The 26,998-nt window shown below is 51.2% G+C and carries 18 protein-coding genes; 15 read left to right on the forward strand and 3 right to left on the reverse strand.

What is annotated here, in order from left to right:
* From J7E85_RS27845 to J7E85_RS27875, 7 genes are all read left to right on the forward strand, one after another.
* Window positions 1-5,230 (forward strand): HAD-IIIC family phosphatase (locus J7E85_RS27845; RefSeq protein WP_215163192.1); only part of this gene is annotated, 5,230 nt, incomplete at its 5' end.
* 216 nt (window positions 5,231-5,446) lie between these two features.
* Complete coding sequence (locus tag J7E85_RS27850; RefSeq protein ID WP_379406682.1) at window positions 5,447-6,574, forward strand: bis-aminopropyl spermidine synthase family protein; 1,128 nt, start codon at window positions 5,447-5,449, stop codon at window positions 6,572-6,574.
* A 25-nt stretch (window positions 6,575-6,599) separates the two neighbouring features.
* Window positions 6,600-7,058 (forward strand): GNAT family N-acetyltransferase, encoded by a 459-nt coding sequence (locus J7E85_RS27855; protein ID WP_098748974.1) that lies wholly within the window; start codon window positions 6,600-6,602, stop codon window positions 7,056-7,058.
* A complete protein-coding gene (locus J7E85_RS27860) occupies window positions 7,042-8,076 on the forward strand; it encodes an HAD-IIIC family phosphatase (RefSeq protein ID WP_215163193.1) in 1,035 nt (344 codons plus the stop codon). Before J7E85_RS27855 ends, J7E85_RS27860 begins: the two co-directional genes overlap by 17 nt.
* A gap of 3 nt (window positions 8,077-8,079) precedes the next feature.
* Window positions 8,080-8,334: an acyl carrier protein gene (locus tag J7E85_RS27865; RefSeq protein ID WP_076325395.1), complete on the forward strand. Its 255-nt coding sequence runs from the start codon at window positions 8,080-8,082 to the stop codon at window positions 8,332-8,334.
* A gap of 367 nt (window positions 8,335-8,701) precedes the next feature.
* Window positions 8,702-10,957 (forward strand): N,N-dimethylformamidase beta subunit family domain-containing protein, encoded by a 2,256-nt coding sequence (locus tag J7E85_RS27870; RefSeq protein ID WP_215163194.1) that lies wholly within the window; start codon window positions 8,702-8,704, stop codon window positions 10,955-10,957.
* 115 nt (window positions 10,958-11,072) lie between these two features.
* Window positions 11,073-12,407 carry an alkaline phosphatase gene (locus tag J7E85_RS27875; protein WP_353049570.1) on the forward strand — a complete coding sequence of 445 codons (1,335 nt, stop codon included), beginning with the start codon at window positions 11,073-11,075 and terminating at the stop codon, window positions 12,405-12,407.
* Between the two features lie 122 nt (window positions 12,408-12,529).
* Here J7E85_RS27875 and J7E85_RS27880 read toward each other — a convergent pair whose 3' ends face one another.
* Complete coding sequence (locus J7E85_RS27880) at window positions 12,530-13,144, reverse strand: nucleotidyltransferase domain-containing protein (protein WP_215163195.1); 615 nt, start codon at window positions 13,142-13,144, stop codon at window positions 12,530-12,532.
* 274 nt (window positions 13,145-13,418) lie between these two features.
* Between J7E85_RS27880 and J7E85_RS27885 the strand changes: the two genes are divergently transcribed.
* The 4 genes from J7E85_RS27885 (at window position 13,419) to J7E85_RS27900 (ending at window position 18,622) form a co-directional block, all read left to right on the forward strand.
* The gene (locus tag J7E85_RS27885; RefSeq protein WP_215163196.1) at window positions 13,419-14,528 is read left to right on the forward strand and encodes a PEP-utilizing enzyme, TIM barrel domain protein; all 1,110 of its coding nucleotides are present in this window, start codon (window positions 13,419-13,421) and stop codon (window positions 14,526-14,528) included.
* Between the two features lie 335 nt (window positions 14,529-14,863).
* Window positions 14,864-16,885: a heavy metal translocating P-type ATPase gene (locus tag J7E85_RS27890; protein ID WP_215163197.1), complete on the forward strand. Its 2,022-nt coding sequence runs from the start codon at window positions 14,864-14,866 to the stop codon at window positions 16,883-16,885.
* A gap of 491 nt (window positions 16,886-17,376) precedes the next feature.
* Entirely contained in the window at window positions 17,377-18,318 is a 942-nt protein-coding gene (gene trxB / locus J7E85_RS27895; protein ID WP_215163198.1) for a thioredoxin-disulfide reductase, read from the forward strand.
* Window positions 18,319-18,385: 67 nt separating this feature from the next.
* Window positions 18,386-18,622, forward strand: coding sequence for a glutaredoxin family protein (locus J7E85_RS27900; protein WP_076325401.1), 237 nt, complete (start codon window positions 18,386-18,388; stop codon window positions 18,620-18,622).
* Between the two features lie 127 nt (window positions 18,623-18,749).
* Here the strand turns inward: J7E85_RS27900 and J7E85_RS27905 are convergent, their stop codons facing one another.
* On the reverse strand, window positions 18,750-18,953 hold the full coding sequence (locus J7E85_RS27905) for a hypothetical protein (protein WP_076325402.1): 204 nt from the start codon (window positions 18,951-18,953) through the stop codon (window positions 18,750-18,752).
* Between the two features lie 152 nt (window positions 18,954-19,105).
* Entirely contained in the window at window positions 19,106-20,278 is a 1,173-nt protein-coding gene (locus J7E85_RS27910; RefSeq protein ID WP_215163199.1) for an ROK family protein, read from the reverse strand.
* 368 nt (window positions 20,279-20,646) lie between these two features.
* On the opposite strand from J7E85_RS27910, the gene xylA reads away from it, so the two are divergent.
* From xylA to J7E85_RS27930, 4 genes are all read left to right on the forward strand, one after another.
* Window positions 20,647-21,963 carry a xylose isomerase gene (gene xylA, locus J7E85_RS27915; RefSeq protein ID WP_215163200.1) on the forward strand — a complete coding sequence of 439 codons (1,317 nt, stop codon included), beginning with the start codon at window positions 20,647-20,649 and terminating at the stop codon, window positions 21,961-21,963.
* Between the two features lie 154 nt (window positions 21,964-22,117).
* The gene (xylB, locus tag J7E85_RS27920; RefSeq protein WP_215163201.1) at window positions 22,118-23,614 is read left to right on the forward strand and encodes a xylulokinase; all 1,497 of its coding nucleotides are present in this window, start codon (window positions 22,118-22,120) and stop codon (window positions 23,612-23,614) included.
* Window positions 23,615-23,771: 157 nt separating this feature from the next.
* Complete coding sequence (locus J7E85_RS27925; RefSeq protein WP_215163202.1) at window positions 23,772-24,401, forward strand: bifunctional 4-hydroxy-2-oxoglutarate aldolase/2-dehydro-3-deoxy-phosphogluconate aldolase; 630 nt, start codon at window positions 23,772-23,774, stop codon at window positions 24,399-24,401.
* 242 nt (window positions 24,402-24,643) lie between these two features.
* Complete coding sequence (locus J7E85_RS27930; protein WP_215163203.1) at window positions 24,644-26,995, forward strand: YcdB/YcdC domain-containing protein; 2,352 nt, start codon at window positions 24,644-24,646, stop codon at window positions 26,993-26,995.
* The last annotated feature ends 3 nt before the right edge of the window (window positions 26,996-26,998 follow it).

Genomic DNA, 26,998 nt, shown 5'->3' on the forward strand with positions numbered 1-26,998 from the left:
TGGCATCGGCGGCACGAATGCGCATGTTGTCCTGGAGGAAGCGCCGCCTGCTTCCGCTTCCTCACGGGGCAGGTCGGCGCAGCTTATCTCTCTGTCGGCCAAGACGGAAGCATCGCTCGGCAGACTGACGGAGCGGATAGCGCTGCATTTGCAGGAGCATCCTGACGTGAGCCTCGCAGATATGGCCTATACGCTCCATGAGGGAAGGGCTGCTTTCTCGTACCGCAGGACACTGGTCTGCGGAAGCGCGGATGAAGCGGTCATGCTGCTTGCTCAGCCGGGATCGCCTGAAGTTCAGAACGGATTTGCCTCTGTCGATGAGCCGCCGGTCGTATTCATGTTTTCCGGCCAAGGCTCGCAGTACACCGGAATGGGCAGGGAGTTGTATGAACAGGAGCCGGTGTTTCGTGAAGAGGCGGACCGCTGCTTCGAATTGATGCCGGATGAGATCCGCCATGAGGCGAAGCGGGTTCTATATCCCACCGCCGATGAACCGGATACGTCACTTATTAACCGGACTGACATTGCTCAGCCAGTCCTGTTTACGGTCGAATATGCGCTTGCCAGACTTCTGATGGAATGGGGAGTGCAGCCGCAAGCCATGATCGGGCACAGCATCGGTGAATATGTCGTCGCATGTCTGTCAGGCGTCTTCTCGCTGGAGGATTCCGTGCGGCTCGTTACCCTTCGCGGTCAATTGATGCAGAGTCTGCCAAGCGGTGTCATGCTGAGCGTCCCGCTGACCGAGCAGGAGATCCTTCCGCTGTTGTCCGGCGGCGTATCGCTGGCTGCGGTGAATGCTCCTTCCATGTGTGTTGTTTCCGGCACTTCGGAAGCAGTCGAGTCATTGGCCAGTTCCTTGGAAGAGAAAGGAGTCGAATGCCGTCGTCTCCACACGTCACACGCCTTCCATTCCGCTATGATGGAACCCATTCTGGAAGCCTATGAGCGCGAGGTGGGCAAGCTTGTGCTGAAAGCACCACAGTTGCCCTTTATTTCCAATGTCACGGGGACCTGGATTCAGGATGAGCAGGCAATCAGTCCCGCTTACTGGGCACAGCATCTGCGCGGTACGGTAAGGTTCTCAGACGGGCTCAGCACCCTGATGGACGAAATGAACGCGGCGTTTGTAGAGGTTGGCGGAGGCAATGCCCTGACCTCATTTGCGAAGAGTCATCATGAATTCTCCAAAAATTCAGCCGGGGCCCCTAAAGAGCGTGTTATGGTGAACCTCCTGCGTCATCCGAAGCAGAATACCTCTGATGTCGCTTATCTGCTCCTTCAAGTGGGGCGTTTATGGAATGCGGGGATAAAAATAAATTGGATCCGCTTCTACGGGGAAGAGAAAAGAAACCGTATTCCTTTGCCAACTTATCCGTTTGACCGTCGCCGTTTCTGGCTTGATGAGGAAGGAATCCAGATCGTCCACTCCGATTTGCCGGGGAAGAGGGCAGGACAACAAGTTATTACGGAGCGGGATGACCGGATAGAGACCCGGAAAGAGAATGGGTTATCCGAACCAAGCAACCCGCTGGAAGAGACGCTGGCCGGTATATGGCGTAATCTGTTCGGCTTAGAGCACATCGGAATTCATGAGGATTTCTTCGAAATAGGCGGGCATTCTTTGAAAGCGACCAGTCTGATCACTAAGATTCACAAGGAACTTGATGTAGAGCTGGCTTTGTCGGATATATTCAACATGCCGACAATAAGTGCGCTTGCCCGTTATATCGGGCAGAAAGCTAAAAATAAATATTTTGCTATCGAACCGGCAGAGAGCAAACCTTACTACCGCTTGTCCTCTGCACAGAAACGCACGTTCCTCATTCATCAGCAAATCGGTTCGGTAACGACTTACAACATGCCGATGGCTTTGTGGGTGCACGGAAAAGCGGAAGCGGACCGTTTTGAGCAGGCTTTCATTCAATTGATTCACCGCCATGAGAACATGCGCACCTCGTTTCATATGGTAGACGGAGAACCGGTTCAGCAAATTCATGAGAGTTTCACGTTTACCGTGGAACGCATGGAAGCGGACGAGGAAGATTTAAAGAAAATCATGCGGAAGTTTATCAGGCCGTTTGATCTGGGCAAAGCCCCTCTTATTCGCGCCGCTTTCGTTCGAATAGAGCCGGAGAAACATGTGCTGTTTATGGATATGCACAATATTGTTTCGGACGGCGCTTCAATGAATGTGTTTATTAAGGAATTCAGCGATCTGTATGCCGGAAAAGATCTCCCGCCTCTGCGCATTCAATATAAGGATTTCGCGGAATGGCAGCATCGCCTGTTGAGCGGGGATGTTATTCGGAAGCAAGAGGATTATTGGATGAACCAGTTCCGGCAGACAATCCCTGTGCTGAACATGCCGTATGACTTCGAGAGACCTGAATTTCAATCGTTTGTCGGCAGAGCGCACAAGATCAGCCTGTCCAAGGAAACCGCAGACCGGCTGAATGCTTTGGCCAAATCGCAGAATGTTACGATTAATGTGCTCTTGTTTCATCTATACACGATTGTGCTGCATGAATATACCGGTCAGGACGACATTACGGTCGGCTCGCTGGTGGCAGGCAGGCGGCATGCCGATGTGGAGCCTTTAATAGGCATGTTCACGAACTTCCTGCCGATCCGGGTCCGTTTCCAAGACCGGCTCAGTCTTCTCGCTCAACTGCTTATTCTGAATGACACGATGATGAATGCCTATGAGAATCAAGACTTCCCGTTCGACCGGATGGTCGAGAAGCTCTCGGCAAAATTACCGCGCGGACGTAATCCTCTGTTTGATACGATGATGATTTTTCACAATGAATTTGATGGTGACACCGTGCTTACCGCCGAAGGACTCACTTTCGAGAATTTTGAAATTACGAAGGGAATTTCCAAGCTCGATTTCAAACTCGATATCGGCTATGCCGATCATGGCGGCTTGCTCTGTGTCATGCAGTACAATACCGCTTTGTTCGCGGAAGCAACCATGGCGGGACTCATGGGGCATTTTACGGATCTGATTGAACTGGCTCTGGACAACCCGGCTATTGAATTGAGCGAAATCCGGCTGTTCACCGAAGAGCAGGAGGCCGAAGCGGCGGCAAAAAGAAGCAGTTCGCTGCCGGAGCGTGTCTTTACCGTAACGGCCGTCTCTACCTTTACTGCGGACCCGATCCGTTCTTATGTCAGCTGGTGGGGAGAGCAGTTCGGAACACGGGTTGACATCCGTTTTGCACCATATCAACAAGTGTTTCAGGAGCTATTGAACCCGGACAGCTCCTTCTTGTCCGAAGAGGCTGCGGGACTGCTGCTCGTCCGCTTTGAAGATTGGTTGCGGGATGACCGCTCTCCGGAGGCTCAGCAGATTAAAAAGCTCGAACGAGCACTGGCCGATCTGCTGCAGACATTATCTGCTGGCCGGAGAACGGGCCCGATATTCGCCGGAGTGTTTCCTGTATCCGCTTCATTAGGGGCTTCTCCGGTCATGGAGAGCTACCTGGAAGAGCTCGGAAATCGTTGGAAGCGCGAATTGGAGAGGCTGGATTATGTTCAGGTTATCGATTTCAGAGAGCTTGGCTCCATGTTCGGTATTGAACACATACACGATTCCACTGCCGATGAAGCTGCACATATGCCGTTCACGCCGGAATCTTATGCGGCAATCGGTACTCTTATTGCACGCCGGCTGCTCGCTTGGCAAGGACATCCGTTCAAAGTGATTGCGGTGGATTGCGATAACACGCTCTGGCATGGGGTATGCGGGGAGGATGGAGCTATAGGGGTGACGGCTTCGGATTCTTACCGACAGTTCCAGCGGTATCTGCTCAGCAAGCAGCAAGAAGGCATGCTTCTGGTGTTGGTCAGCAAGAATAATGAAGCAGATGTATGGAATGTATTAGACAATAACCCGGACATGCTGCTTAAAAAAGAGCATTTTGCGGGAACGCGGATCAATTGGAGTTCAAAATCCGAAAACCTGCTTTCATTGGCGGAAGAACTGGGATTAGGACTGGACAGTTTTATCTTCATCGATGACAGTTCGCTGGAATGTTCCGAGGTACAGTTACAGTGTCCGGAAGTCCTTACGCTTCAGCTTCCTGAAGAGCGTCTAATCCCGGCATTCCTGGAGCATATCTGGGCAACAGACCGTCTGCGCGTCACAGAAGAGGATAAACGGAGAACCGAAATGTATGTCTCAGAGCGCAAGCGCAGACAAATTCGTTCTTCGGCTCCCTCTCTGCAGACTTTTCTCGACGAATTGGAGCTTAGACTGGGCATTTACGAAGCAACTGCTGAACAACTGCCCCGCATAGCCCAGCTGACACAGCGCACCAATCAATTCACGCTGAACGCAGATATAATGTCAGAGAGTGAGCTGGTAGCCAGGCGGGCTGAACCGGATACGAAATGCTGGGCGATTGAAGCCTCAGACCGGTTCGGACATTACGGACTGACAGGAGCGGTTATAACGCGATGCGAGAAGGGCATTGTTCATCTGGATGTCTTCCTGCTCAGCTGCCGCATTCTCGGGAGAGGAATCGAGTCAGCCGTAATCAGTTCTTTAAAGGCTTATTGCCATGAACGGAAGGCCGAATATATGGAGGCTGTGTGCACAATTACCGGGAAAAATGAGCCGCTGTTCGCATTTTTGAGATCGGGACCGTGGAGCATCACGGAGGAGTCCAGCCGCAAGGTGCGTTTCCGGATTGCAGTAAAGGATGTCCCTGATTCCATCATGCATATTGAAGTCCTTCACGAGCCACTGCCCGGCGCAGTACTGACCAAGTCTCAGCTCAGCGGCAGCGAAAATCAAGGAGAAGCGGGCATCGCCGCAGGGACGGTGCGAAGTTTAGAGAGAACGGGCTGGGAAGAAGTTCTCAGCGGCCGTGAAAATCAGCAGCATCGCCGTCATTTGCTTCCCCTGCAGTATTCTGACGCTTCAAGGATGCTCCAGATTCCGGTAAAGGAAGTAGAAGAGAGCGCAGCTCTGAGAGCTCCGTACCGGGCGCCGTCCAATCAGACAGAGGAAGCCTTAGTGCAAATTTGGGAACGGGTGCTCGGGATCGGCGGCATCGGAATTGATGACGATTTTTTCCAACTGGGCGGAACGTCCCTTCATGCTGTTCGGGTTGAGATCGAAATGGAGAAACACGGTTTATCGGCAGAAGGACAGCAATTATTCAAATATCGCACGATTCATCAATTAAGTCCGTTCATTCGAATCTCTGTCATGGAATAATACGAGGCAACTTTGCCAGCAAGGCATCATGAGACAAGGCTATCGCCTGTCAACGGATGCCTTGCTTTTTTATGGTAAATATAGGATAATGATTGAACTTCATGGGAATACAATAATATACAATTGTGCATTGTGTTGGATAATATATTTATTAAAGGGGCCGGTGGTAAATATATGAACGAGGAACTGATAGATTACGTTTATTCTCAAGTGTCAATGAAAGAAGGAAAAAAAGTAATTGAGAATATTCTTCTGGATATTTACTTCAAACCGGGCATTTCCACCAAAGAGATTGCCAGAAAAACGCTACTGCCCCTGCCGCTGGTGTCCGCAATTAAGAAAGAGCTAATCAAGGTTGGCCTCATTGAACAAAAGCGGGGGGTGAACTGCACGGCAAGAGGAAGCCGTTTTGTCGAGCAAGTGATGGGGTTCGGCGATTTGGATCATGACCTGTATCAGCGTTTGAAATACGAGCAGTGGCAGCCTGACGAACTGAAGGACATGATGACCAAGCTGGAGAGCGTCTTTGAGGGACGGCCTCAGGTCGATGTTACGATTGATCAGTCAAGCTGCACTCTGGCTACGAGCATGAACCGGGCTGTTCTGGCGCTTCGTCACGAGGCTCTAATCGGCAGGGACATCGTTTGTCTGGGGGACGATGATCTCGTCAGCGTGTCGCTGGCGTTTCTGCTGAAGCAGCTTTATCGTAACGATGCCTCCAAGTCGAACACCCGTATTTACGTATTCGAAATTGACAAACGTATTACCAGCTATGTGAACTATCTGGCGGAAACCGAAGATTTGCCGATCGTCTGCTACGAAATGGATTTTCGCGAACAGCTTCCGTCTGAATTTCTGCACCGCTTTGATTGCGTGTTCACCGATCCGCCTTATACACAGCAGGGGATGTCGTTATTCGTCTCCCGCGGAATTCAATTGCTGAAGCGGGATGTAGGACTGCCTATCTTCCTGTCGTTCGCCCACAAATCGCCTGACTTCACCTTGGCGATGCAGCGCGAATTTGCCAATATGGGCTTGTTAGTGACAAGTGTCTTGCCTCGCTTCAATGAATATATCGGTGCGGAAATTATTGGTAACACAAGCCAGATGATTGTGTTACAATCTACTGAAGAGACGCATGAAAGCATCGAGCGTGAATACAGGCAAGCGCTGTATACCGGAGAAGTCAAACGTACGGTTCGATTATACGAGTGCAAACGCTGTAATCGCGTGACCGAAGTAGGTTTCCAAATGGAGTGGCAAACGATTGAGCACCTGAAGAAAGAGGGCTGCCCGGGCTGCCGCTATGAGACTTTCGAGCTCATTCAAAAAAAGAACGCATAAGAATACAGATTGGAGTTACAGCACGATGCCGATTAGAGAAATCGAGCCCCAGGATATCCCTGTTATTACAATATTCGAGACAGAAATCTCCATGATTTCATTCGGAGAAGATGCGATTACCGATCCTCTATTTCATACGAAAAAGCTAGAAAAGGCTCTTCGCTATGAAAGGGAAGGAATGCTTGTTCTCGATGTGGATGGGGAAGTCTCAGGCTGGATGTGGATAACCCCGCGTAAAAACTCGGTTACCAAAGAGACGTATGCGAATTTCAAAAGTTTCTATATTGCTGAATCCTGCCGGGGAACCGCCTATGTCGATGAGCTCTTCGAGGCGGGAATGAACTACTGCAGAAGCGAGGAAGTTACGCAGATCGTAGGTAAGGTGCATGTGAGCAACTTGCCGATGCGGCTTCTATATAAGAAATACGGCTTCAAGCCGACACATTTGACGATGGAGCTCTTTCCTAATGGACCCCAAGATTAAATGTCTAGTATGGGACTTAGACGATACGTTGTGGCAGGGAACGCTTAAAGAAGACAAAGCAGGCATTAAACTGCTGCCGGGGATAATAAACGTCCTCGATACGTTGGACCGACGCGGAATTGTTCAGAGCATAGCCAGCCGCAACAACTGGGACCAGGTGAAAAGCAAGCTGGAGGAGCTGGGCGTCGGTCAATATTTTCTGTATCCACAGTGTCATTTTGACTCAAAAGCGCTCAGTATGGAACGGATAGCGAAGGAACTGAACATTGGATTGGATACGCTGGCTTTGATCGACAATGATCCGTTCGAACGCTTTGAAATAAACTATTATGCTCCTCAGATACGTACATATGACGCCCGTCAATATCGGGATTTGCCTGAGTACCCCGAATTTCAGATCGGCCATGCGACCGAGGAATCGGAGAACCGGCGTCAATATATGCAGGCGCGATCTAGGAGAGAAGAAGCCCAAAAAGAGCACAAGGGAAGCCGTGAGCAATTTTTAAAGGAATGCGGTATGAAGCTGCAGATCCGATTAGCGCAGAAGAGGGATTACCCCCGGGTTGTTGAATTGTCCCATCGTACGAATCAGATGAACAATTTGCTGGAGAGAATTGACATGACGTTCGTCGATTCCTATTGCAAGCAGAACGGCCGCTATTTGTATGTAGCCAAGCTTGAGGATCGGTTCGGCGCGCACGGGCTTATCGGGACCTGTTTTGTGAATATCGTCGACGCAGAAATCAATCTGGATCTCTTTTGCATCTCCTGTCGGATCGAAGGCCGTGGCATCGCTTCGGCATTTTTGTATACGGTTCTTGAACGGCTGGGACAAGAGGTGCCGATGGCGAAAGCTGTACGGTGCCGATTGGTGCGCAAACAACGAAATTTACCGGCCAGACTGTTATTGGAAATGCTGGGCTTCAAGAAATCCGCTGCGGATGACTTGGCATCCACTTACATACTGCAACTGCCGCTTCCGCACAAAGTATTTAATTGGCTCGAGATTGGAGAATGAACGATGAACCGCGATGCGATCGAACAAGAGATTACGGACATAATTAAGAAAATGCTTCAGTTGTCATTTGTTGATAATGATACCGTCTTAATCGGCACGGCCGGAGTATTGGATTCTATGACATTTATTAGACTGCTTGCGGAGTTAGAGAAGCGGTTTGACTTTACGGTGGACGAGGATGATTTGACTCTGGATTCCATCAGCAGTGTTAAGAACCTGACGGAATGGGTGATTAAAAGCAAACGGGAGAACTCCTGAATTACAGCAGGCATCAGAAGATAGGATCCTCACAATACCATGATGAAGCGGGAATTATTCCTGCTTCGTCATGGTGTTTTTCATTTTATTGAATAAAACAGGTGGATAATCATGCAAGGATCAATTGATATCACTGCCAATATTCAGTAGATTTTATTTATTATAACAAGTTTTGCCTTCTTACCATAATATTTACATGCTATAATTCTATTATATCTCATACAACTTATGGAAGAATTCCGAAAACTTGTATGCGGTATAAGAGGAAGGAACCCAGGTGTTTGTTCTCATCTTATTCATGGCAGGCATAACAGAACCGATTCACGTTGTACAAAGAAAAACTTTGAACTACGGGAGGAATGTAAGAATGTCCAAAGAAGATGTGAAGGCGAATGTGACCGATCCGCAGGCGCCAAATCCTGTAACTATTATCGGGTATACGAATGAATTCAGCGTCCAGCCCGGTCAAGATCTGCACTTTATGATTGATACCGGAAGCTCGGTATATACGGCTAATATTGTGCGTTTAATCGGAGGAATGCCTGATCCGGACAACTCGACTTTTTTGCCGACAGAACCGGTGTCGGCAGATTGTGCAGGTGAATATCCCGGGCGGCGGCAGATAACGGCTCCAGGTTCCTATGCCGAGCTGCCCCTGCCGAGAAATTGGATGCAGAGCGGCGAATTCTCGGCACAGCTGTGGATTTTCCCGACGGTTCCCGTATATGACTATATTCAGACCGTCTGGTCCGCACGCTCTGCAGATGGCACATCCGGCGCTGCCCTGGCATTGGAAACTGACGGACGTCTGGCGTTATCCCTAACCGGGGGCTGCGGGCAATCCGTTACAGTCCGCACCGATATCCCGCTTAAGGAGAATATATGGTATTCCGTAGTCCTTCAGTATGCGGCAAGCACACAGGCAGTCAAGCTTTTTGTCAACAGCCGGGACGGGTGGAAGGCGGATGACGGCCTACAAGTTCATACCGCTGCTGCAAATCTGGATTACAGCAATGTCGCCTTAGCGCGCGTCCTGATCGCTGCGGATTCCGACCCTGCCGCTCCGGGACGCACCATTCATCATTACAATGGCAAAGTCGGCAATCCCCGGTTCTGGGGAGAGCTTCTACCCGAGGAGTTGTTACCGGACGTGCTGCTTGGCACAGACGGAATAGGCGTTGTTCCCCTTGCGGATTACGATTTCAGCGTCGATATTGCATCAACACGCCTTGAGGACCGGTCGGCAGGCGGCTACCACGGCACCCTGCATCAGGGGGGCACAAGAGCGGTAACCAGTCACAACTGGACTGGGGAACACCTGGACTACCGGCACGCACCTAAACAATACGCAGCTGTTCACTTTCATGATAATGATCTTGTCGATGCCGAGTGGGAGATTGATTTTTCCTGGAAAATCCCGGACGCTCTGCCGAGCGGAATATATGCGCTCAAACTTGAAGCTGAAGGCAGCGTAGACTTTATTCCTTTCTTTGTTCGCCCTCTTCAAGGAACCGTAAGTGCACCCGTTCTGTTTCTTGCGCCGACTAATACTTATTTGGCTTACGGGAACGAACGGCTGTTTAAATTTGCCAAAGACTATCTGGGTGAGGACTACGTTCTTCCTTCCCAGGACGTTTATTTGGATGAACATCCCGAGGTGGGCAACTCCATCTACGACCTGCATAACGATGGCAGCGGCGTGCAATTCTCCTCCCGTCTGCGACCGCTTCTGAATATCCGGCCTCACTACCGTAATTGGCGGGCTGTACGCCACTTTTCCGCCGATCTGTACATTACAGGTTGGCTGGAAAAACGGGGTCAGAGCTATGACGTTGCTACGGACGAGGATTTGCATCATGAGGGAGTTCATCTATTGAGCCCTTACAAGGTGCTGATCACCGGCAGCCATCCCGAATACTGGACGAGACCGATGATGAAGGCGCTGGAGCAATATTTAGCGAACGGCGGGCGGGTCATGTATTTAGGCGGGAACGGGTTTTATTGGGTGACGAGTCTCGATCCGGACCGGCCGTCACTATTGGAAGTAAGGCGCGGTAACGCCGGTTCACGTGCTTCGGACTCTCCCCCGGGCGAGCTTTTCCACAGCACGACGGGAGAGTCCGGCGGTATATGGCGTCACCATGGTTATGTGCCCCAGCGTCTTGTTGGTGTAGGTACTAGCGCTTTGGGTGGCGGGTCTGCTACCGGCTACCGGCGGTTAGATGACAGCTTCAAACCGGAAGCCGGGTTTATTTTTGACGGTATCGGCGAAAACGAGATCATTGGTGATTTCGGACATGCTGCCGGAGGAGCCGCTGGCGATGAGATCGACCGTTACGATCTGAGTTTCGGAACACCTCCGCACACGCTGCGTCTGGCGACATCGACCGGTCATGACGATAACTACCAATTCGTGCATGAAGACCTGCTTCATACTGCGCCAGGTCAGGGGGGCACCGAAAATCCGCTCGTGCGGGCGGACATGACTTATTTTGATATTCATGGCGGCGGCGCTGTGTTCTCTGTCGGTTCAGTTAACTGGGCAGGCAGCCTGGGTTGGAACAATTATAACAACAATGTAGTCCGTATCAACGACAACGTGCTGAGCAAGCTGCTGCTGTAGCGAACAAGGACATGCATCAATCCATTTGAGACAACAGTGTGCAAATGGGGCTCGCATGTGCCCCGTTCATATTTGGTTCCAGCTTCAGAATACCCGTTAAGGAAGGTGAGGAACTGTGAAAGTTAAGCTTTCAGCTGCTGCCATACTGACTCTTGTGCTGGCATGCTGCATGTTGGGTTTGCAGGCTGACCAACCGGCGGAGGCAGCCACCTCCAATTCTCGTACGAAGGCCAAAAACGTAATCTTTATGATTCCGGATGGATTTTCACCTGCCTATGCAGCCAACTACCGCTTGTACAAGGGTGAGCCTTCCGTGATGGACTCCATGATTGTAGGCATGGTAAGGACATATTCGGCTGATTCCGCGCTCACCGATTCAGCTGCTGCGGCAACTGCATTGGCCACGGGATACAAGACGAATAACGGAATGATCGGGAGGACTCCCGATGGGATTGAGCGTAAGACGATTCTTGAAGCGGCCCGCGAACAGGGGAAGGCAACCGGTATCGTAGCTACTTCGAGCATTACCGATGCGACCCCAGCTGCGTTCTCATCGCATGTTTTCTCAAGGAAAGATGAAAGCGATATTGCGCAGCAGCAACTGCAAAATGCAGATGTTTTGCTAGGGGGAGGTAGGGCTTTCTTTCTACCTGAGACTATGGGAGGGAAGCAAAGCAGCCGCAATCTGTTGGAAGAAGCGAAACAGAGAGGTTATCGTGTAGTTGAGAACCGGACTCAACTGGAATTAGCAAGAGGAAACCAAATTCTCGGTTTGTTCGCGGACGGAGACATGGCACCTGAGCTGGACCGGGAGCATACGAACGAACCAAGCCTGAAAGAAATGACCGGAAAAGCGATCGATATTCTCCGGGGAGACAAGGGCGGTTTTTTCCTGCTGGTGGAAGGAAGCCAGATTGATTCGGCTGGTCACTACAATGATGCCGCATGGGCTATGAAAGACACGGAATCGTTCGAAGAAGCAGTGGAGCTGGCCAGAAAGTTTGCAGAAGAAGACGGGAACACGCTAGTCGTAGTAGTCGGTGATCACGATACCGGGGGAATGTCGGTTGGAGGATATGATCAAACGGACGCCAACCTAGAGGTGCTGCGGCAGGTACAAGCATCCGGACTCTATATGACTAAAGAGCTGAAGAAGGATAGAAGCAATGTTAAACAGGTGCTCAAAGATTATGCCGGCATCGATGTGACGGCTGAGGAAGAAACCGCAATTATAAATGCTGCTGACGCTATGCAAGCTATAAATCATGTCATCAGCAAACGTTCCCTCGTGGGATGGAATACCTATCTGCATACGGGTGTGGATGTTCCGCTGTATGCTTTTGGACCGGGATCTGAGTTATTCCGCGGACTACACAATAATACGGACTTACCGCATTTGGTCGCTCGGATAATGAACATCGATTTCGGTGAGGACAAGTATAAAAAGTGAAACGAGCTGAATGTGAATTCCATATTCTGATAAGGCAATGATATGACAGCGGCTGCTCTCCGGTTATTTTGGCTAAACCATGGAGCAGTCTTTTTTATGGAGATGTGTGTCCGCCTCGACGGCTATAACGAGGTTGCGATGTAATCGATCCAGGGGTGACCCGATGGAAACTGCGTACGGAGCGCATAGGTAAGCCATGTTTTAGCTTGCGAGTTAAGGCAGGGGAGCACCTTGATTAAATCCTGCCCGTCTTTTTCACGAATGTTCTTACTGCCACCCTTATATAGAAGCTGTATCTCCGGTTTCAGATAGGGAATTCCTTGGTTTGTTTTTAAGGATATATCTTGGAGAGGTCTTCGGATCGACGGTTCTCTTCGATAAACCCAACGGTCCTGTTCGATTTCTACCAACATGATCTGGAATGAAAATGGGGTTTCATCATTCCGGCTTACCCATATATCGCCAACCGAATGCAAATATTCGCCTTCCTCCCAGATTGATAAGGTTCCTTGATCCGCTTTGTACAGCGTCCATTCTTTGGCTAATGCAGCGTAAATGGCTGCCTGCTCTTCGCGAAGGATCAGGATATCGATATCGCCGTGTTCCCGGGTCTGCTCTCCCAAATATAAATCCAAAGCCCAGCCTCCGGCGATATACCAACGAGCAGGGATTTCAGCAAAAATTCTGACGGTATCCGATACGCTGATCGGTTCCCAATGATCATAATCAGTTCTCATGTTCAACTCTCCCTTACCTTTTCATGCGTCTTCGATTCATTCCTCCATTGTATAGGTTTTAACCTGTCCGTGAAATGAGGATAAATAGATAGGGACAGGCTTTCCCACCTTCGCGCAGGCAACCTGCATAAAGAGAGTAGGGAGCTTGGTTCGTTCTCTCCCGATATTTTTCAGTCGGTGTTTATCCTATGTGCTGTATATTTCCAATTGTTTCATAATAATCTGTAAGGAGGCGTTTATCCAATTCAAGGTGAAAGGGAGTAGAAGGATAACCATGACGGAAAGGCAATGGGGAGCAGGCAGTGAATTGGGAGAGCGTCGATTTGAAGATGAAGAGTTCATCGGTGCAGAGGAGATTATGGCAAACGAGATTTCTCCCGAGACGGATCTGCTGAAGCATTTTGCAATGGCAGGAGGAGTCACCCATGAGGAGGTATTGCTGTTACTGGCATCACCTGACGATATTGAAGAAGCCCTCAGGGTTTCCGGGATCCGGCATAACGGTACGGCCAGACCTTCCTTGACCCGACTGCTGGGGTGGAGTGACAGGAACCGAAGACTGAAAGTCATGAGCAGATCCGCAGACCCTGAATCCATTGCACGAGATATCAGGCAAGGTGCTCAGGGGATTGGGCTGATACGCGGGGAGGATGCTGTGCAGCATGGCCTGCTGCAGGAGGTTTACACGGCGTGGTTGAATTCGCGGAGCGCTGAGAAGAGCGCCCTGTTAAGGCGGAGACTCATTATGCTATGGAAGAGCTATTGGGTGTCGGTGTTTCAGGCGGCGGGTGGAGCCCGATGTGCGGTCAGCTTGCTGCACGATGCCCGGCTTTCCAACACGATGGAGATACGTGAAGTGCAGGATGCTCAGCTAGAGTCCCTGTTCCGAGCTATGGAGCAGTGCAGCGAGGAAGGCGTAGATTGCCAATTAGAGCTCCTGGCTGTACGTCCGGCGCACTCGGATGACTTTATATCGATTCACAATTTTATTGAAGAAGTGGCAGAGCAGACCCTTATGGATCAAAGGCGTTTTGTGCGTATTCGCTATGGGGCGCTGTTCGGAGACGGGATGAACCCAGCAGCGGCAGCGGAGATTGCCCGTTTGGCCGATGTGATTGTATTCGATTCAGAGGGGGCGGAGAATTCCGGATCGTCTGATAAGGCAGGACACAGGGTCTCGGCATTCTCAGAGATGATCCATCGAATTAGGCGAACGAAACCTCAATTAACGCTCCGGATCAACGGGGTGGCTGCCACAGATTTACGGATGGTTTACCGACAGGGCATACACGAGGTGTGCTGTCAGCCCTCAGAGATTGCAGCCATTCGCATAACCGGCGCGAGGCTGGAGATGCGCCGCAGATGTTCGACGATTGTCGATTGATGGAATGTGAGCGCTTTACGAAATAAGTGATTGTATAGAGAGAAGTCCTTGCGAGAGATCGCAAGGGCTTTTTTACGTGTAGAAGGTTCATCTTCATCATCAGGGAACACCGATAGGCACTCTTCGGCATTTAAAAAAAGTGAAAAATATGGTTTACAAATGAGGGTGAAGTGAGTATGATACATATAAAGTTGTACGAAGGAAAATAAATTGTATAAGTTCAAAAATGATTCTCATTCTCATTTAGCATGCTGCTCCGGCCAAGCCGGGGCAGCATGTGTCATTTTAAGGGTAGTAATAATGGATCTCATTCTCAACTAGGAAGGTGATTGGTTATGCAATGGATACAAAGTCAAACGACGACTGGACGCATATCGACAATAGAAAATGGAGCCGATCCGCGTGAGCCGCGGCAGCCTGGGAAGTGGGATATACGCAGCCTGCTGAGCAACGCGGAGGTCGTGGCTGCACTGGGCAGCGGCCTGCTGATGCTGGTGGCTTGGCTGACCAGCCAATGGTCTGAGCCGCTCTCCGTTGTGTTGTATGTGATATCCTACGCCGTCGGCGGATGGGTAAAAGCCAAAGAAGGTGTGGAGACCCTTCTGAAGGAGCGCGATCTGGATGTGAATCTGCTAATGATTGCTGCTGCAATGGGAGCTGCAGCGATCGGGTACTGGAATGAAGGCGCAATGCTGATCTTCATCTTTGCCCTCAGCGGGGCGCTTGAGAGTTATACCATGGAAAGAAGCCGCAAGGATATCTCGTCCTTGATGGAGCTGCAGCCGGAGACGGCTCTGCGCATCGAGAAGGGGGAGATGGTATCGGTATCCATCAGCAAGCTGGAGATCGGTGACCTGATTCTGGTAAAGCCGGGCGAGCTTATTCCTGCAGACGGCAAAATTTATCGTGGCAGCTCCTCGGTCAACCAGGCTTCGATTACCGGCGAATCCGTACCGGTCGACAAGTCCGTAGGCGATGAAGTATTTACCGGAACCTTGAATGGGGAAGGCGTATTGTACATTGAGGTTACTCAATCGGCGGAATCTACGTTGTTCGCCAAGATTATCAAGCTAGTGGAAGAAGCGGAGAACGAAGTTCCGGAATCGCAGCGGTTCATCAAGCGGTTCGAATCGATATACGCCCGTGTCGTTGTCATTGCGACCGTGGCCCTGATTGTTCTGGCTACTCCCGTTCTGGGATGGGATTGGGATACCACCTTCTACAAAGCGATGGTGTTCCTCGTAGTGGCATCCCCATGCGCACTGGTGTCTTCCATCATGCCAGCGATGCTGTCAGCGATCTCCAATCGCGCCAGAAAAGGCGTATTGTTCAAGGGCGGCGCCCATATCGAGAATATGGCACGCACGGCGGTTGTCGCTTTTGATAAGACCGGTACCTTGACGCTCGGTACGCCAGTGGTTACGGATTTTATCGCAGGCGAGGGCTGGGATCGGCATGAATTGCTTGGCATCAGTGCTTCTATCGAAAGAATGTCGAAGCATCCTCTGGCCTTGGCGATTGTCCAATCGGCTCAGAAAGAGGGGGCCGAGCTGCAGCAGGTGGAGAACGGGCAGTCCATAACAGGCTGGGGTATGCAGGCGGAAGTGGAAGGAATTACCTGGAAAATAGGAAAAAGCGATATTCTGGATCATTCGACTGTAGATCAGCATTCAAGTGCAACTTCCGGGCAAAAGGAGTTGAGCGCGCTTGAAGAGAATCGCCAGCACTGGCTGTCCATCCGGAACACGCTGGAATTCGAAGGCAAGACGGTATCCGTTATCCTGAAGGGAGACCGTATCGTGGGCATGATCGCTCTGCAGGATGCGGTCCGTCCTCAAGCGGCGATGGCCGTTAAGCGGCTTCAACAGCTGGGCATTAAAGTAGCGATGCTGACGGGGGACCGCAAGGCGACGGCGGACGTGATTGCGAAGCAAAGCGGCGTAGACATGGTGTTCTCCGACTTGCTTCCGGAAGATAAAGTTACACATATTAAGGAGCTTCGGTCCCGTTACGGCCATGTGGTTATGGTTGGAGATGGTGTGAACGATGCGCCGGCACTGGCTACCGCGACCGTCGGCATCGGCATGGGCGTTTCGGGAAGCGGAACGGCGCTGGAGGTAGCGGATGCGGTGCTTATGAATGATAACATCGATGAAATTGCCGGCACCGTCAAGGTGGCACGCCGGGTTCAGTGCATCGTGAAGCAAAATATGATATTTGCCATCACCGTGATTTTGACGCTGATTGCAGCCAATTTCATTCAAGGCGTTGCGCTGCCGCTGGGCGTCATCGGTCACGAGGGAAGCACCATTCTGGTTATACTGAACGGGCTTCGTCTGCTGCATTCCAACCGTTAATCGATCGGTCATCGCTAATCTGTGCTTGTGTTAATGATAAAGTCCCCTTCTTTTCCTCTTCGGGAAGAAGGGGGTTTTTTGGTTGGCTCTCAATGGCCGTGGTCGCTCTCGATTTCTCCCAAGCTTCTACGCTGCTAAGTTCGGCATTATGGCTCGTGCCAACGTTATCCTTTTTTCATCAAACATTCATCTTCCTTTCGTTAAAAGAGTGGGGGAGGCACTTGGTAGCCTTACATTCATTTAACCCCCTCTATGCGTACGATTATTTTCGAAGTAAACGTTTCCAGAACATCAAGATCGTCTTCTTCATTGGAGAAAGGGGTCCATTTCCCAAAAATATTGGTTTTCATTGCGATTTATGAAGAATGGATTAACAATATTTTCAGAGAGGGTGTGATGTGACATATTGACAGACGGCTCTGATATAACCATAATTAATATTAATTTATAATGATTATAATTAAGCGTTCCATATATAGGAGGGAAACGATATGTACAAATCCGTTATTATAGGCACAGGCCCTGCCGGCCTTACGGCTGCAATCTATCTTGCTCGTGCCAATCTGAGCCCACTCGTCATTGAAGGTCCGCAACCTGGCGGACAGCTGACCACCACAACCGAAGTTGAGAATTTTCCGGGTTTTCCCGAAGGCATCATGGGTCCTGAGCTGATGGACAATATGCGTCAGCAGGCTGAACGCTTTGGCGCAGAATTTCGTACGGGCTGGGTAAACAGCGTGGAATTCGGAGAGCGTCCGTTCAAGCTGGACGTAGACGGTATGGGCGAGGTAGTTGCCGAAACGTTGATCATCTCTACAGGCGCAACGGCCAAATACCTTGGCATTCCGGGAGAACAGGATAATGTAGGACGCGGTGTAAGTACCTGCGCAACATGTGATGGATTCTTCTTCCGCGGCAAAGAGATCGTTGTTGTCGGCGGCGGCGATTCCGCACTGGAGGAAGCGAACTTCCTGACCCGCTTTGCATCCAAAGTAACGCTGATTCACCGTCGGGAGGAGCTTCGTGCATCGAAAATCATGCAGGATCGCGCCCGCGCTAACGAGAAAATCGAATGGGCACTGAACCGCACACCGCAGGAAGTCATTGCGGACGAGACAGGCGTCAAAGGCATCAAAGTGCTCAACAATGAGACTGGCGAAGAAGAGACGATCACGGTCAGCGGCGTATTCGTGGCGATCGGTCATCATCCGAACACTGGTTTCCTCGGCGGAAACATTACGACGGATCCGAACGGTTATATCGTAACGACCCCGGGAACATCGGAGACGAATATCCAAGGCGTATTTGCTTGCGGCGACGTGCAGGATACTCGTTACAGACAAGCGATCACTGCGGCAGGAAGCGGCTGTATGGCAGCTATGGATGCGGAGAAATATATCGAGAGTTTGGAACACAACGCTGTCGTGTTGTAAACTGATAGATAGAGATCGAACGGGCTTTTATCAGAGCCAAATCATAAGTAGAGGAGACTGACCAACCATGGAAAATGTGATTGTATACACTTCGAACAACTGCCCGCACTGCAAACAAGTAAAAGGCTTCTTGTCCGATCAAGGCATCGAATTTGAAGAGCGCAACATCGAGCAAAACGACGAATTCGCGCAGCAAGTATGGGATATGGGCGTTCGCGCAGTACCGCTCACGATCATCGGCGAGCACCGCATACTTGGCATGAACAAGCTCCAGTTCAACAAAGCGTTGAACCCGGAGGGTTAATCTAATCAGGCGTCATGGCAAGCCGATCGCTTGCTTCATGATATGAATAAAAAGCTCCTTCCCTGAATCAGGGAAGGAGCTTTTTTAGCTTCCGAGCCTATGCTGCCAACGTTCGCTCAGATCATGTTCACTTGCTAAAAAACAGACTCATGATGATCTGGAATACGACGTATGCAGCCACGCCGGAGCCGAGGAGAATGAAACCGACTTTTTTCTTGCCTTGAAAAAAACGCATGATGGCGAGACTGAACAAAGGTGCGATAACTAGGAGAAACAGCAATATGGTCACAAACATTTGTGCCGATATTTCCGCAGTGCTTACATAGGTCATTTGAGCGTTTCCTCTCCCTTTTGTATAACGATCACACGTTTCTCCACGAGGAGAATCGTGATTTAAATTACAGGACGAGATTAATTATAGCGGAAAATCGCGGGAATTTCCTTAATATGCAGGGTGTTAATTACGACAAAATATCGTCAATTTTAATGAATCGGCATGGAGACCCGTATCGGCCCCAGAAATTGCGAGATGGCGGAGTAAGCCGCACCGATCATGGTCGAGCGGCTGCCCAGCTCGGCGAACCGGATCTCCATTAGCTCACGGTGGTAGGGAAGCGTGCGCTGGGCAACGACCTGTCGCAGCGTATCCTCAATCCAAGCCCGCGCGTCGGACAGCGGACCGCCAATAATGACCGATTGCGGATTGAATCCGTTGACAAGATTGGTAATGCCAACGCCGAGATAGCGTCCCAGCTCCTCGAAATGCCGGATGGTCTCCTTATGACCGAGCTCGGCATGATGAACAAGCTCGGACGTCCGTCTGGATGGAAGAACGACATCTTTGCCGTCGTAGGATTTCTCCGAGGCGTACAGCTCCCAGCAGCCGCGGTTGCCGCAGGTGCATTCCCGACCATCGGCTTCGATGGACATATGGCCGCTTTCGCCGGCATATCCGCGGGCGCCCTTATAGAGCTCGCCATTGATGATAATGCCGGAGCCGATACCGCTGCCCGCACTGATATAGAGGAGATGGCGGGCGTCCCGGCCAGCTCCGAAGCGCAGCTCGCCTTGGGCGCCCGCGTTCGCTTCATTGTCGATGGTAACGGGAAGTCCCAGCTCCTGCTCGAGCTGCTTCTGCAGCGGCACCATGTCCCATCCCAGGTTGGGCGCGAAGAGGACGGTGCCGTCACCGTCCACCATCCCAGGGACGCCTACGCCGATCCCGATGATGCCGTATGGGGAGGGAGGGGCCTGCCGCATCAGGCCATGAATCAGGCCAACCATCAGCCGCGTCACCGATTCCACATCATGCCCTTCAAGGGCGGTATCTTCTTCGGCAAGAATCCGGCCTTCCAGATCCGTAAGCACGGCGGTCATTTGCTTGACGCGCAGCTCCACGCCGACGGCATAACCGGCTTGTCCGTTAAACAACAGCAGCTGCGGCTTTCTGCCGCCGCTGGATTCACCGGGTCCGATCTCTTGGACCAGGTGGTTGCTGCACAGCTCCTGTACGAGATTAGAGACGGTAGCCTTGTTCAGCCCGGTCAGCTTGGAGACTTTTGCTCGGGAAACAGGGGCGTGCTGCCGTATCGTATCGAGAATAATCGAGGTATTTATTTTTTTGACCAGAGCCTGGTCACCGGTAATATTCGCCATGTGTATTCATCCTTTTAGTCTTGCTTTCTGATCATTATAAGTTTTGGAGACTTGATATGCTCATAGTCTAGGGGCAAAGCCCGGAAATTGCAACAGCCCGTAACGCTGCCGGGGTGCGCAGAATCCTTAGTCCGGTGGTTTCCATCGTCGTAACATTTGAATATGGATTTAGAGGAATCATAGGCAGTGAGCCAAACGGAGATGTACTGATCTTTAGCAGATAATCATCCTAACAGCAGGCGGCATCGGTTTCGAAAAAGTTGTAAAAGTAATAACTTTGTTTAACCAATAGACAAAGTGGAAATCCTATGATAGGATAACCTTGTAAGCGTTAACCACACCTTAACAAGGTATAGGAGGATTTATTCATGGCCTATTTTAACAACATTAGCAAGGCCGAGTACGAAGGCAGCCAATCAACCAACCCTTATGCTTTTAAATTTTATAATCCGACAGAAGTTGTAGCCGGCAAAACGATGGAAGAGCATCTCCGTTTCGCCATGGCTTACTGGCATACATTGACTGCAGGCGGTTCGGATCCGTTCGGCGCCGACACTGCGGTTCGCCCTTGGGGCAATTACTCCGGCATGGACCTCGCCAAAGCACGCGTTGAGGCAGGCTTTGAGTTCATGGAGAAAATGAACCTTCCGTATTTCTGCTTTCACGATGTGGACATTGCACCGGAAGGCAGCAGCCTGCGTGAGTTCTACAGCAACATTGATACAATCGTGGATTCGATTGAAGACCACATGAAGTCCACCGGCAAAAAATTGCTCTGGAACACGGCGAACATGTTCACGAATCCTCGTTTCATGCACGGTGCGGGCACTACGTGCAATGCGGATGTATACGCTCATGCCGCTGCGCAAGTGAAAAAAGGACTTGAAGTCGGCAAACGCCTCGGCGCCGAGAACTATGTGTTCTGGGGAGGACGCGAAGGTTATGAGACCCTGCTCAACACGGATATGGGCCTTGAACTGGATAATCTGGCTCGCCTGTTCCATATGGCGGTTGATTATGCGAAGGAAATCGGCTTTGACGCCCAATTCCTGATCGAGCCTAAACCGAAGGAGCCAACGAAGCACCAATATGATTTTGATGCGGCTACAACGATTGCATTCCTGCAGAAATACGGCCTCGACAAGCACTTTAAACTGAATCTCGAAGCCAACCACGCCACGCTCGCCGGTCATACCTTCGAACACGAGCTTCGCGTAGCACGTATCAACGGCATGCTCGGTTCCCTCGACGCGAACCAAGGCGATATGCTGATTGGATGGGATACAGACGAATTCCCGGTTAACATCTATGACGCGACACTGACGCTGTACGAAGTGCTGATGAACGGCGGTCTCGGCCGCGGCGGCGTGAACTTCGATGCGAAGGTTCGCCGTCCGTCCTTCGAACCGGAAGATCTGTTCCATGCGCACATCGCCGGTATGGATACTTACGCAAAAGGCTTGAAAGTGGCAGCGAAGCTGATCGAAGACCGTGTATTCGAAGACTTCATCGCGAAGCGCTACAGCAGCTTTAATGAAGGCATCGGCGCAGACGTCGTATCTGGCAAGGCTACACTGGCTTCCCTTGCAGAATACGCGCTGAACAACGAGTCCCCGCGCAAGAACGAATCCGGACGTCAAGAAATGCTGAAAGCGATTCTGAATCAGTACATTCTGGCCAATTAATCGATACACGCTTTAACGCTTGTACAATGAAATCCAAACCTTCACCGGCTCCCTCCAGGGAAGCCGGTGTACTTATTTCAAACAGAAAGCGCCCGGGGAGAAGTGCCAAGGATGTATTCATGTTCGGTTCATGAGGAGACGAAGGAGGATATAGATGAGATACGTTATCGGAGTTGATTTGGGGACCAGTGCTGTGAAGACCGTGCTGGTGGACCGCAGCGGCAAGGTTGTCGCCGAGCATTCGGAGTCGTATCCGCTGAGCCAGCCGAAGCCGGGTTACAGCGAGCAGCGACCGGAGGATTGGGTGGACAAAACGGTATTGTCGTTACGGCAATTAATGAACGGAAACAACATTGACCCATCCGAGGTTGAGGGGTTAAGCTTTTCCGGCCAGATGCACGGTCTGGTCTTGGTAGACGGTGAGGGTGCAGTGCTGCGACCGGCCATTCTGTGGAATGACACGCGCACAACAGCGCAATGCCGTCGCATTGAGGAGACTCTGCAGGAGAGGCTGCTCGGCATTGCACGCAATCGTGCGCTGGAAGGCTTCACCCTGCCCAAGATTCTATGGGTGCAGGAGTTTGAACCGGAGCTGCTCGAACAGGCTGCCCTGTTCCTGCTGCCTAAGGATTATGTGCGTTTCCGCCTGACCGGGCAATACGCGATGGACTATTCCGATGCAGCCGGAACGCTGCTGCTGGATGTGGCGGGCAAGTCTTGGAGCACCGAAATTCTGGATGCCTTCCAGCTGACGCACACCTTATGCCCTCCGCTGGTCGAATCCTTCGACGAGTGCGGCACCTTGCTGCCCGAGATCGCCGAGCAATCGGCTCTGCTGCCGGGGACGAAGGTATTTGCCGGCGGGGCGGACAATGCCTGCGGTGCCATCGGCGCCGGCATTCTCGAAGAAGGGCAGACGATGTGCAGTATTGGTACATCGGGCGTGGTACTCTCCTATGAGGACCGACGCGAGGTGGATTTTGAAGGGAAGGTCCATTTCTTTAATCATAGCGAGAAAGATGCTTACTATATCATGGGTGTGACCCTGGCAGCGGGATACAGCCTGACCTGGTTTAAGGATACCTTTGCACCGGATGTCTCCTTTGACGCGCTGTTGAGCGATATCGGAAGCATCCCGGCTGGCAGCGGTGGGCTGCTGTTCACGCCGTATATCGTCGGTGAACGCACCCCGCATCCGGATGCAACCATTCGCGGCAGCTTCATCGGAATGGACGCCGGTCATAAGCTGCCCCACTTTGCACGTTCGGTACTCGAAGGGATCACGTTCTCTCTCCGCGAATCCATCGATATCCTCCGCGCATCCGGCAGGCGGATCGACCGCGTCATTTCCATCGGGGGCGGCGCCAAGAACGAGATCTGGCTGCAAATGCAGGCGGACGTGTTTAACGCTGAAATCGTGAAACTGGAAAGCGAGCAAGGGCCGGCTATGGGCGCGGCGATGCTGGCAGCCTACGGCTGCGGCTGGTTTGCAAGCCTTCAGGACTGCGCAAAGGCGTTTTTGCGGCCGGCACGCTCGTATTCTCCGAATCCGCAGGCGGTTCAGGCCTATGACAAATTGTTTGGACTCTATCAAAGCGTATACGGAGCCACGCGTGAACTCGGCGCAGAGCTGTCCGAATTCCGCGGATAACCCTATAGATGTTAAAGAGCAGGTCGGGAAGACATTTTTCCCGGCCTGCTTTTTTTGCGTGAACGCTTCGGACCGCATATACTTGAAGCAGGCTGAAGTTGCGGCCCATGCGATTTAGGAACGTGTCGGAAGTGTAAATAGAAATGGGGGAAACACATTGAAACTGACAGCTGAACTCAAACGCGAGAAAATCGTTGCCATCGTGCGGGGCATTACGAGAGAACAGGCGGACTTCGTAGGAGAAGGATTGACCCAAGGCGGAATCCGGTTCATGGAAGTGACGATGAATACGGAAGGTGCTTTACATATGATCCAGGATTGGCGTACTCGCTATGATGGCGCTGTATATATAGGTGCGGGAACCGTGCTTGATGTGGAGATGGCGAAGGAAGCGGTCTCAGCCGGAGCTCAATTTCTGATTTCGCCGAACACGGATCTTTCCGTCATCGAATTTGCTTTGGAGCAGGGAATTGATGTATGGCCAGGGGCAATGACGCCAACGGAGATTGTCGCGGCGTACGCAGCCGGGGCCGAGATCGTGAAGCTGTTTCCCATGGCCAGCCTGGGCTTGTCATTTATCCGGGAGCTTCAGGGTCCGCTGAATCACATTCCGCTGCTTGCAACGGGTGGAGTTACGTTGGATAATCTTACGGATTATTTTCATGCAGGCGCGGCAGCGGTTGGTTTAGGCAGCGCGCTGCTTCCGCAGGATGCCCTCGTGTCCGGCAATATGGAGGAGATCAAGCGTCGCACTGCGGCTTTTGTTGAAGCGGCGCGGCTTGGTTAAGATGTGTTCGAAAGGGAATTCCCCATTCGCAAGAAGCGGGATCGAAATAGTTACACTTTGTTCATCCTTAACCATCCAGGTTATGTTTTGGAAGCTTACTACATAAGGAATATATAGACAAGTTATGGTATTATTTAGGTAGCTTGGTTATGTCATTGCTGCCGTGTACAGGCACTTGTTAGGATATCATCATGTGTAAGTAAGACATGGTTAGGTTCAAGTAATGGAAGGGAGCGAATCAAGTGAATCCATCGGATAAGAAGAAGGTAAGGGTAAAAAAGACCGTGTGCGCGGTTACGGCTACAGCCATGCTATGTTTGGCACAGCCGGTATGGGGAGACAATTCCGTTCCGGGCAGCGGAATCGTTGTATCCGATACGGTAACTACCGTGACTAGCAGCGATAACACCGGTTCGGAGAGCGTAACGGATAACGAAATACCGAAGGGCGCAAAAATTTCATCCAAGCAGGCGGAAGACATCATTAAGAAGGCTTTCCCGGAGCTCAAGAACGTGAAAGTGTCGAACGTGCAGTTCCTGGAGAATGATGGCATGAGATCGAGCGCGCTTGCTTGGGATCTGCAAATGGTACTGACCAAAGGGAACTCAAGCTCCGGCTTCAATGCCCAGGTCAATGCGGTCACGGGGGAACTTCTTAACATTTATATCCCCCATTCTTTGATGAACCCTGGTAGCGACAAACCGGTGTTAACCCGGGAAGCAGCCAAGGAGAAGGCACTGAAATGGATCGGCAGCCATGTATCGGATGTGAAGACGAGTGAGCTTAAGGAGAATGAGGCTTATCTTGGGATGCAGACGGCATTGTTCAGCCCTCCGCGGTTTGAGTTTTATTTCCAGACCTCGGTGAACGGAATTGAATCGGATGTGAACAGCATCTCGATTACGCTTGACGGACAGGGCAATACCATTAACTATTCCCGCAATCAAATCAATGAGGAGTTTCCTTCATCCACACCGAAATTAAATGAGGCCTCCATCCGTAAAGTGTTTGAAGATCAGTTCCAGGTATCCCTGGCCTATGTACCTGATAATTTATATAACAATGCCAAAGGCAATTATTTCTTAGGTTACATACCTAATGATCAATCAGGCAATTCACTGGATGCCAATACAGGCAAGTTCATTAGTTTCTCAGGGGAAGAGAGCGGGCTTACCTCGGTTGAGAACGGCGCGATTCCGGCATCCAAAGAAACCTTTAAGCCAATCACCGCTCCATTCGCTGGCGGAGAGGCAGCAGCCAGATGGGTGGAATCGCAGATCAAGCTCCCGTCTGGTTTAAAGACCGAATCCAAGAGACTGGGTACAAGATGGAACAACAGCGAGGTTAAGACGTGGAACATAAGTTGGGGCGAGAATAAGCTCTCCGCCATGGGCGGAGGGGAGACGGTATCCGCAGAGGTGGACGCCAGGACCGGGCAGATTTACTCGTACAACCGATATCGTTTTGACCGGGCCGAGGCTGCGGAAGTGAAGAACCCGATTTCGCAGCAGGCTGCGCAGGATCTCGCATTCGAGACGGTAAGCAAGCTGGTACCGCATGCCGCCGAGGAATGGAAGCTGACATCGGTTGATAAAATGGGCAAAGACACTAAAACCCTCAGCTACCAATTTTCATTCCAACGCTATGTCGGTGATATTCGCGTCATGGGCGATTCCCTGAACCTCACGATGGAGGCCAACGGGCAAATCCAGGGCTTTAGCGTGAATTCGGACGCCGTCCTGTCCAAACTGCCAACGGATGCAAAACCGGCCATCAGTGCGGAGCAGGCAAGAGCTAAATATCTGGAAGAAATTGATCTGACGTTGAAATACGGTTACTACGGTGGTTACTCAATGACCGGTAATGAGATTATGAAACCTTTCATTAAGCTGATTTATTATCCGACACACAAAAAGGCGGCCTTCGGCGGCATTACGGTACCGCTTGATGCCAAGAGCGGGGAATGGCGCGATATCATGCCCGAAATGAGCCGCAAGGATATTCCGGATGTTACCGATACGGCGGGGCATTATGCGGAAGCGGCTCTTAAGGAGCTGGTGAAATATCGGGTGCTGGTTCCGGACAAGGACGGAAAGGTGTACCCGGATCACCAGATTTCCCTTGGCGAATGGTATCAGCTGGTGGCGGCTTCGGTAAGCCCGTCCTATGAGCAGCTGTATGGAAGATCTACCATGGATCCATATGCAGGCTTGCAGCCGGACCATCCGTATTACCAGGCCATTCAGGTGCTGATCGGGCAGAACTGGATCCCTTATGATCCGGACAGCCCGCTGCAGCTGGACCACAAGCTGACAAGGGATGAATTGGCAAGCTCGCTGACCCGCATCCTGAATTATGAGAAGCTGTCCAAAGCCTTTATCCTTCCAACTGACGTGCAAGGGATATCGGATGCCGATGCCATCACAAACAAAGGAGCAGCCCTGATTGCTCTTAAGCTGAGTCTTCTGCCGGCAGTTGATGGCAAGTTCTTGCCGGAGCGTGAGGTGACGCGTGCAGAGGCTGCAGAGGTTCTGGTTCGCATGTCGAAGCTCGCGGGACGTAGCGATTCCTTCCTGTCCTCATTTTATTGGTAGTAT

The sequence above is a fragment of the Paenibacillus sp. ISL-20 genome, from assembly GCF_018613005.1.
In the GTDB taxonomy this organism is placed as follows: Bacteria; Bacillota; Bacilli; order Paenibacillales; family Paenibacillaceae; genus Paenibacillus_AQ.

Coding starts and splice junctions, on each gene's coding strand:
- J7E85_RS27870 (WP_215163194.1), top strand. CDS start 8,702: ATGTCCAAAGAAGATGTGAAGGCGAATGTGACCGATCCGCAGGCGCCA.
- J7E85_RS27885 (WP_215163196.1), top strand. CDS start 13,419: ATGACGGAAAGGCAATGGGGAGCAGGCAGTGAATTGGGAGAGCGTCGA.
- xylB (WP_215163201.1), top strand. CDS start 22,118: ATGAGATACGTTATCGGAGTTGATTTGGGGACCAGTGCTGTGAAGACC.
- J7E85_RS27865 (WP_076325395.1), top strand. CDS start 8,080: ATGAACCGCGATGCGATCGAACAAGAGATTACGGACATAATTAAGAAA.
- J7E85_RS27855 (WP_098748974.1), top strand. CDS start 6,600: ATGCCGATTAGAGAAATCGAGCCCCAGGATATCCCTGTTATTACAATA.
- J7E85_RS27905 (WP_076325402.1), bottom strand. CDS start 18,953: ATGACCTATGTAAGCACTGCGGAAATATCGGCACAAATGTTTGTGACC.
- J7E85_RS27880 (WP_215163195.1), bottom strand. CDS start 13,144: ATGAGAACTGATTATGATCATTGGGAACCGATCAGCGTATCGGATACC.
- J7E85_RS27860 (WP_215163193.1), top strand. CDS start 7,042: ATGGACCCCAAGATTAAATGTCTAGTATGGGACTTAGACGATACGTTG.
- trxB (WP_215163198.1), top strand. CDS start 17,377: ATGTACAAATCCGTTATTATAGGCACAGGCCCTGCCGGCCTTACGGCT.
- J7E85_RS27910 (WP_215163199.1), bottom strand. CDS start 20,278: ATGGCGAATATTACCGGTGACCAGGCTCTGGTCAAAAAAATAAATACC.
- xylA (WP_215163200.1), top strand. CDS start 20,647: ATGGCCTATTTTAACAACATTAGCAAGGCCGAGTACGAAGGCAGCCAA.
- J7E85_RS27890 (WP_215163197.1), top strand. CDS start 14,864: ATGCAATGGATACAAAGTCAAACGACGACTGGACGCATATCGACAATA.
- J7E85_RS27850 (WP_379406682.1), top strand. CDS start 5,447: ATGAAAGAAGGAAAAAAAGTAATTGAGAATATTCTTCTGGATATTTAC.
- J7E85_RS27900 (WP_076325401.1), top strand. CDS start 18,386: ATGGAAAATGTGATTGTATACACTTCGAACAACTGCCCGCACTGCAAA.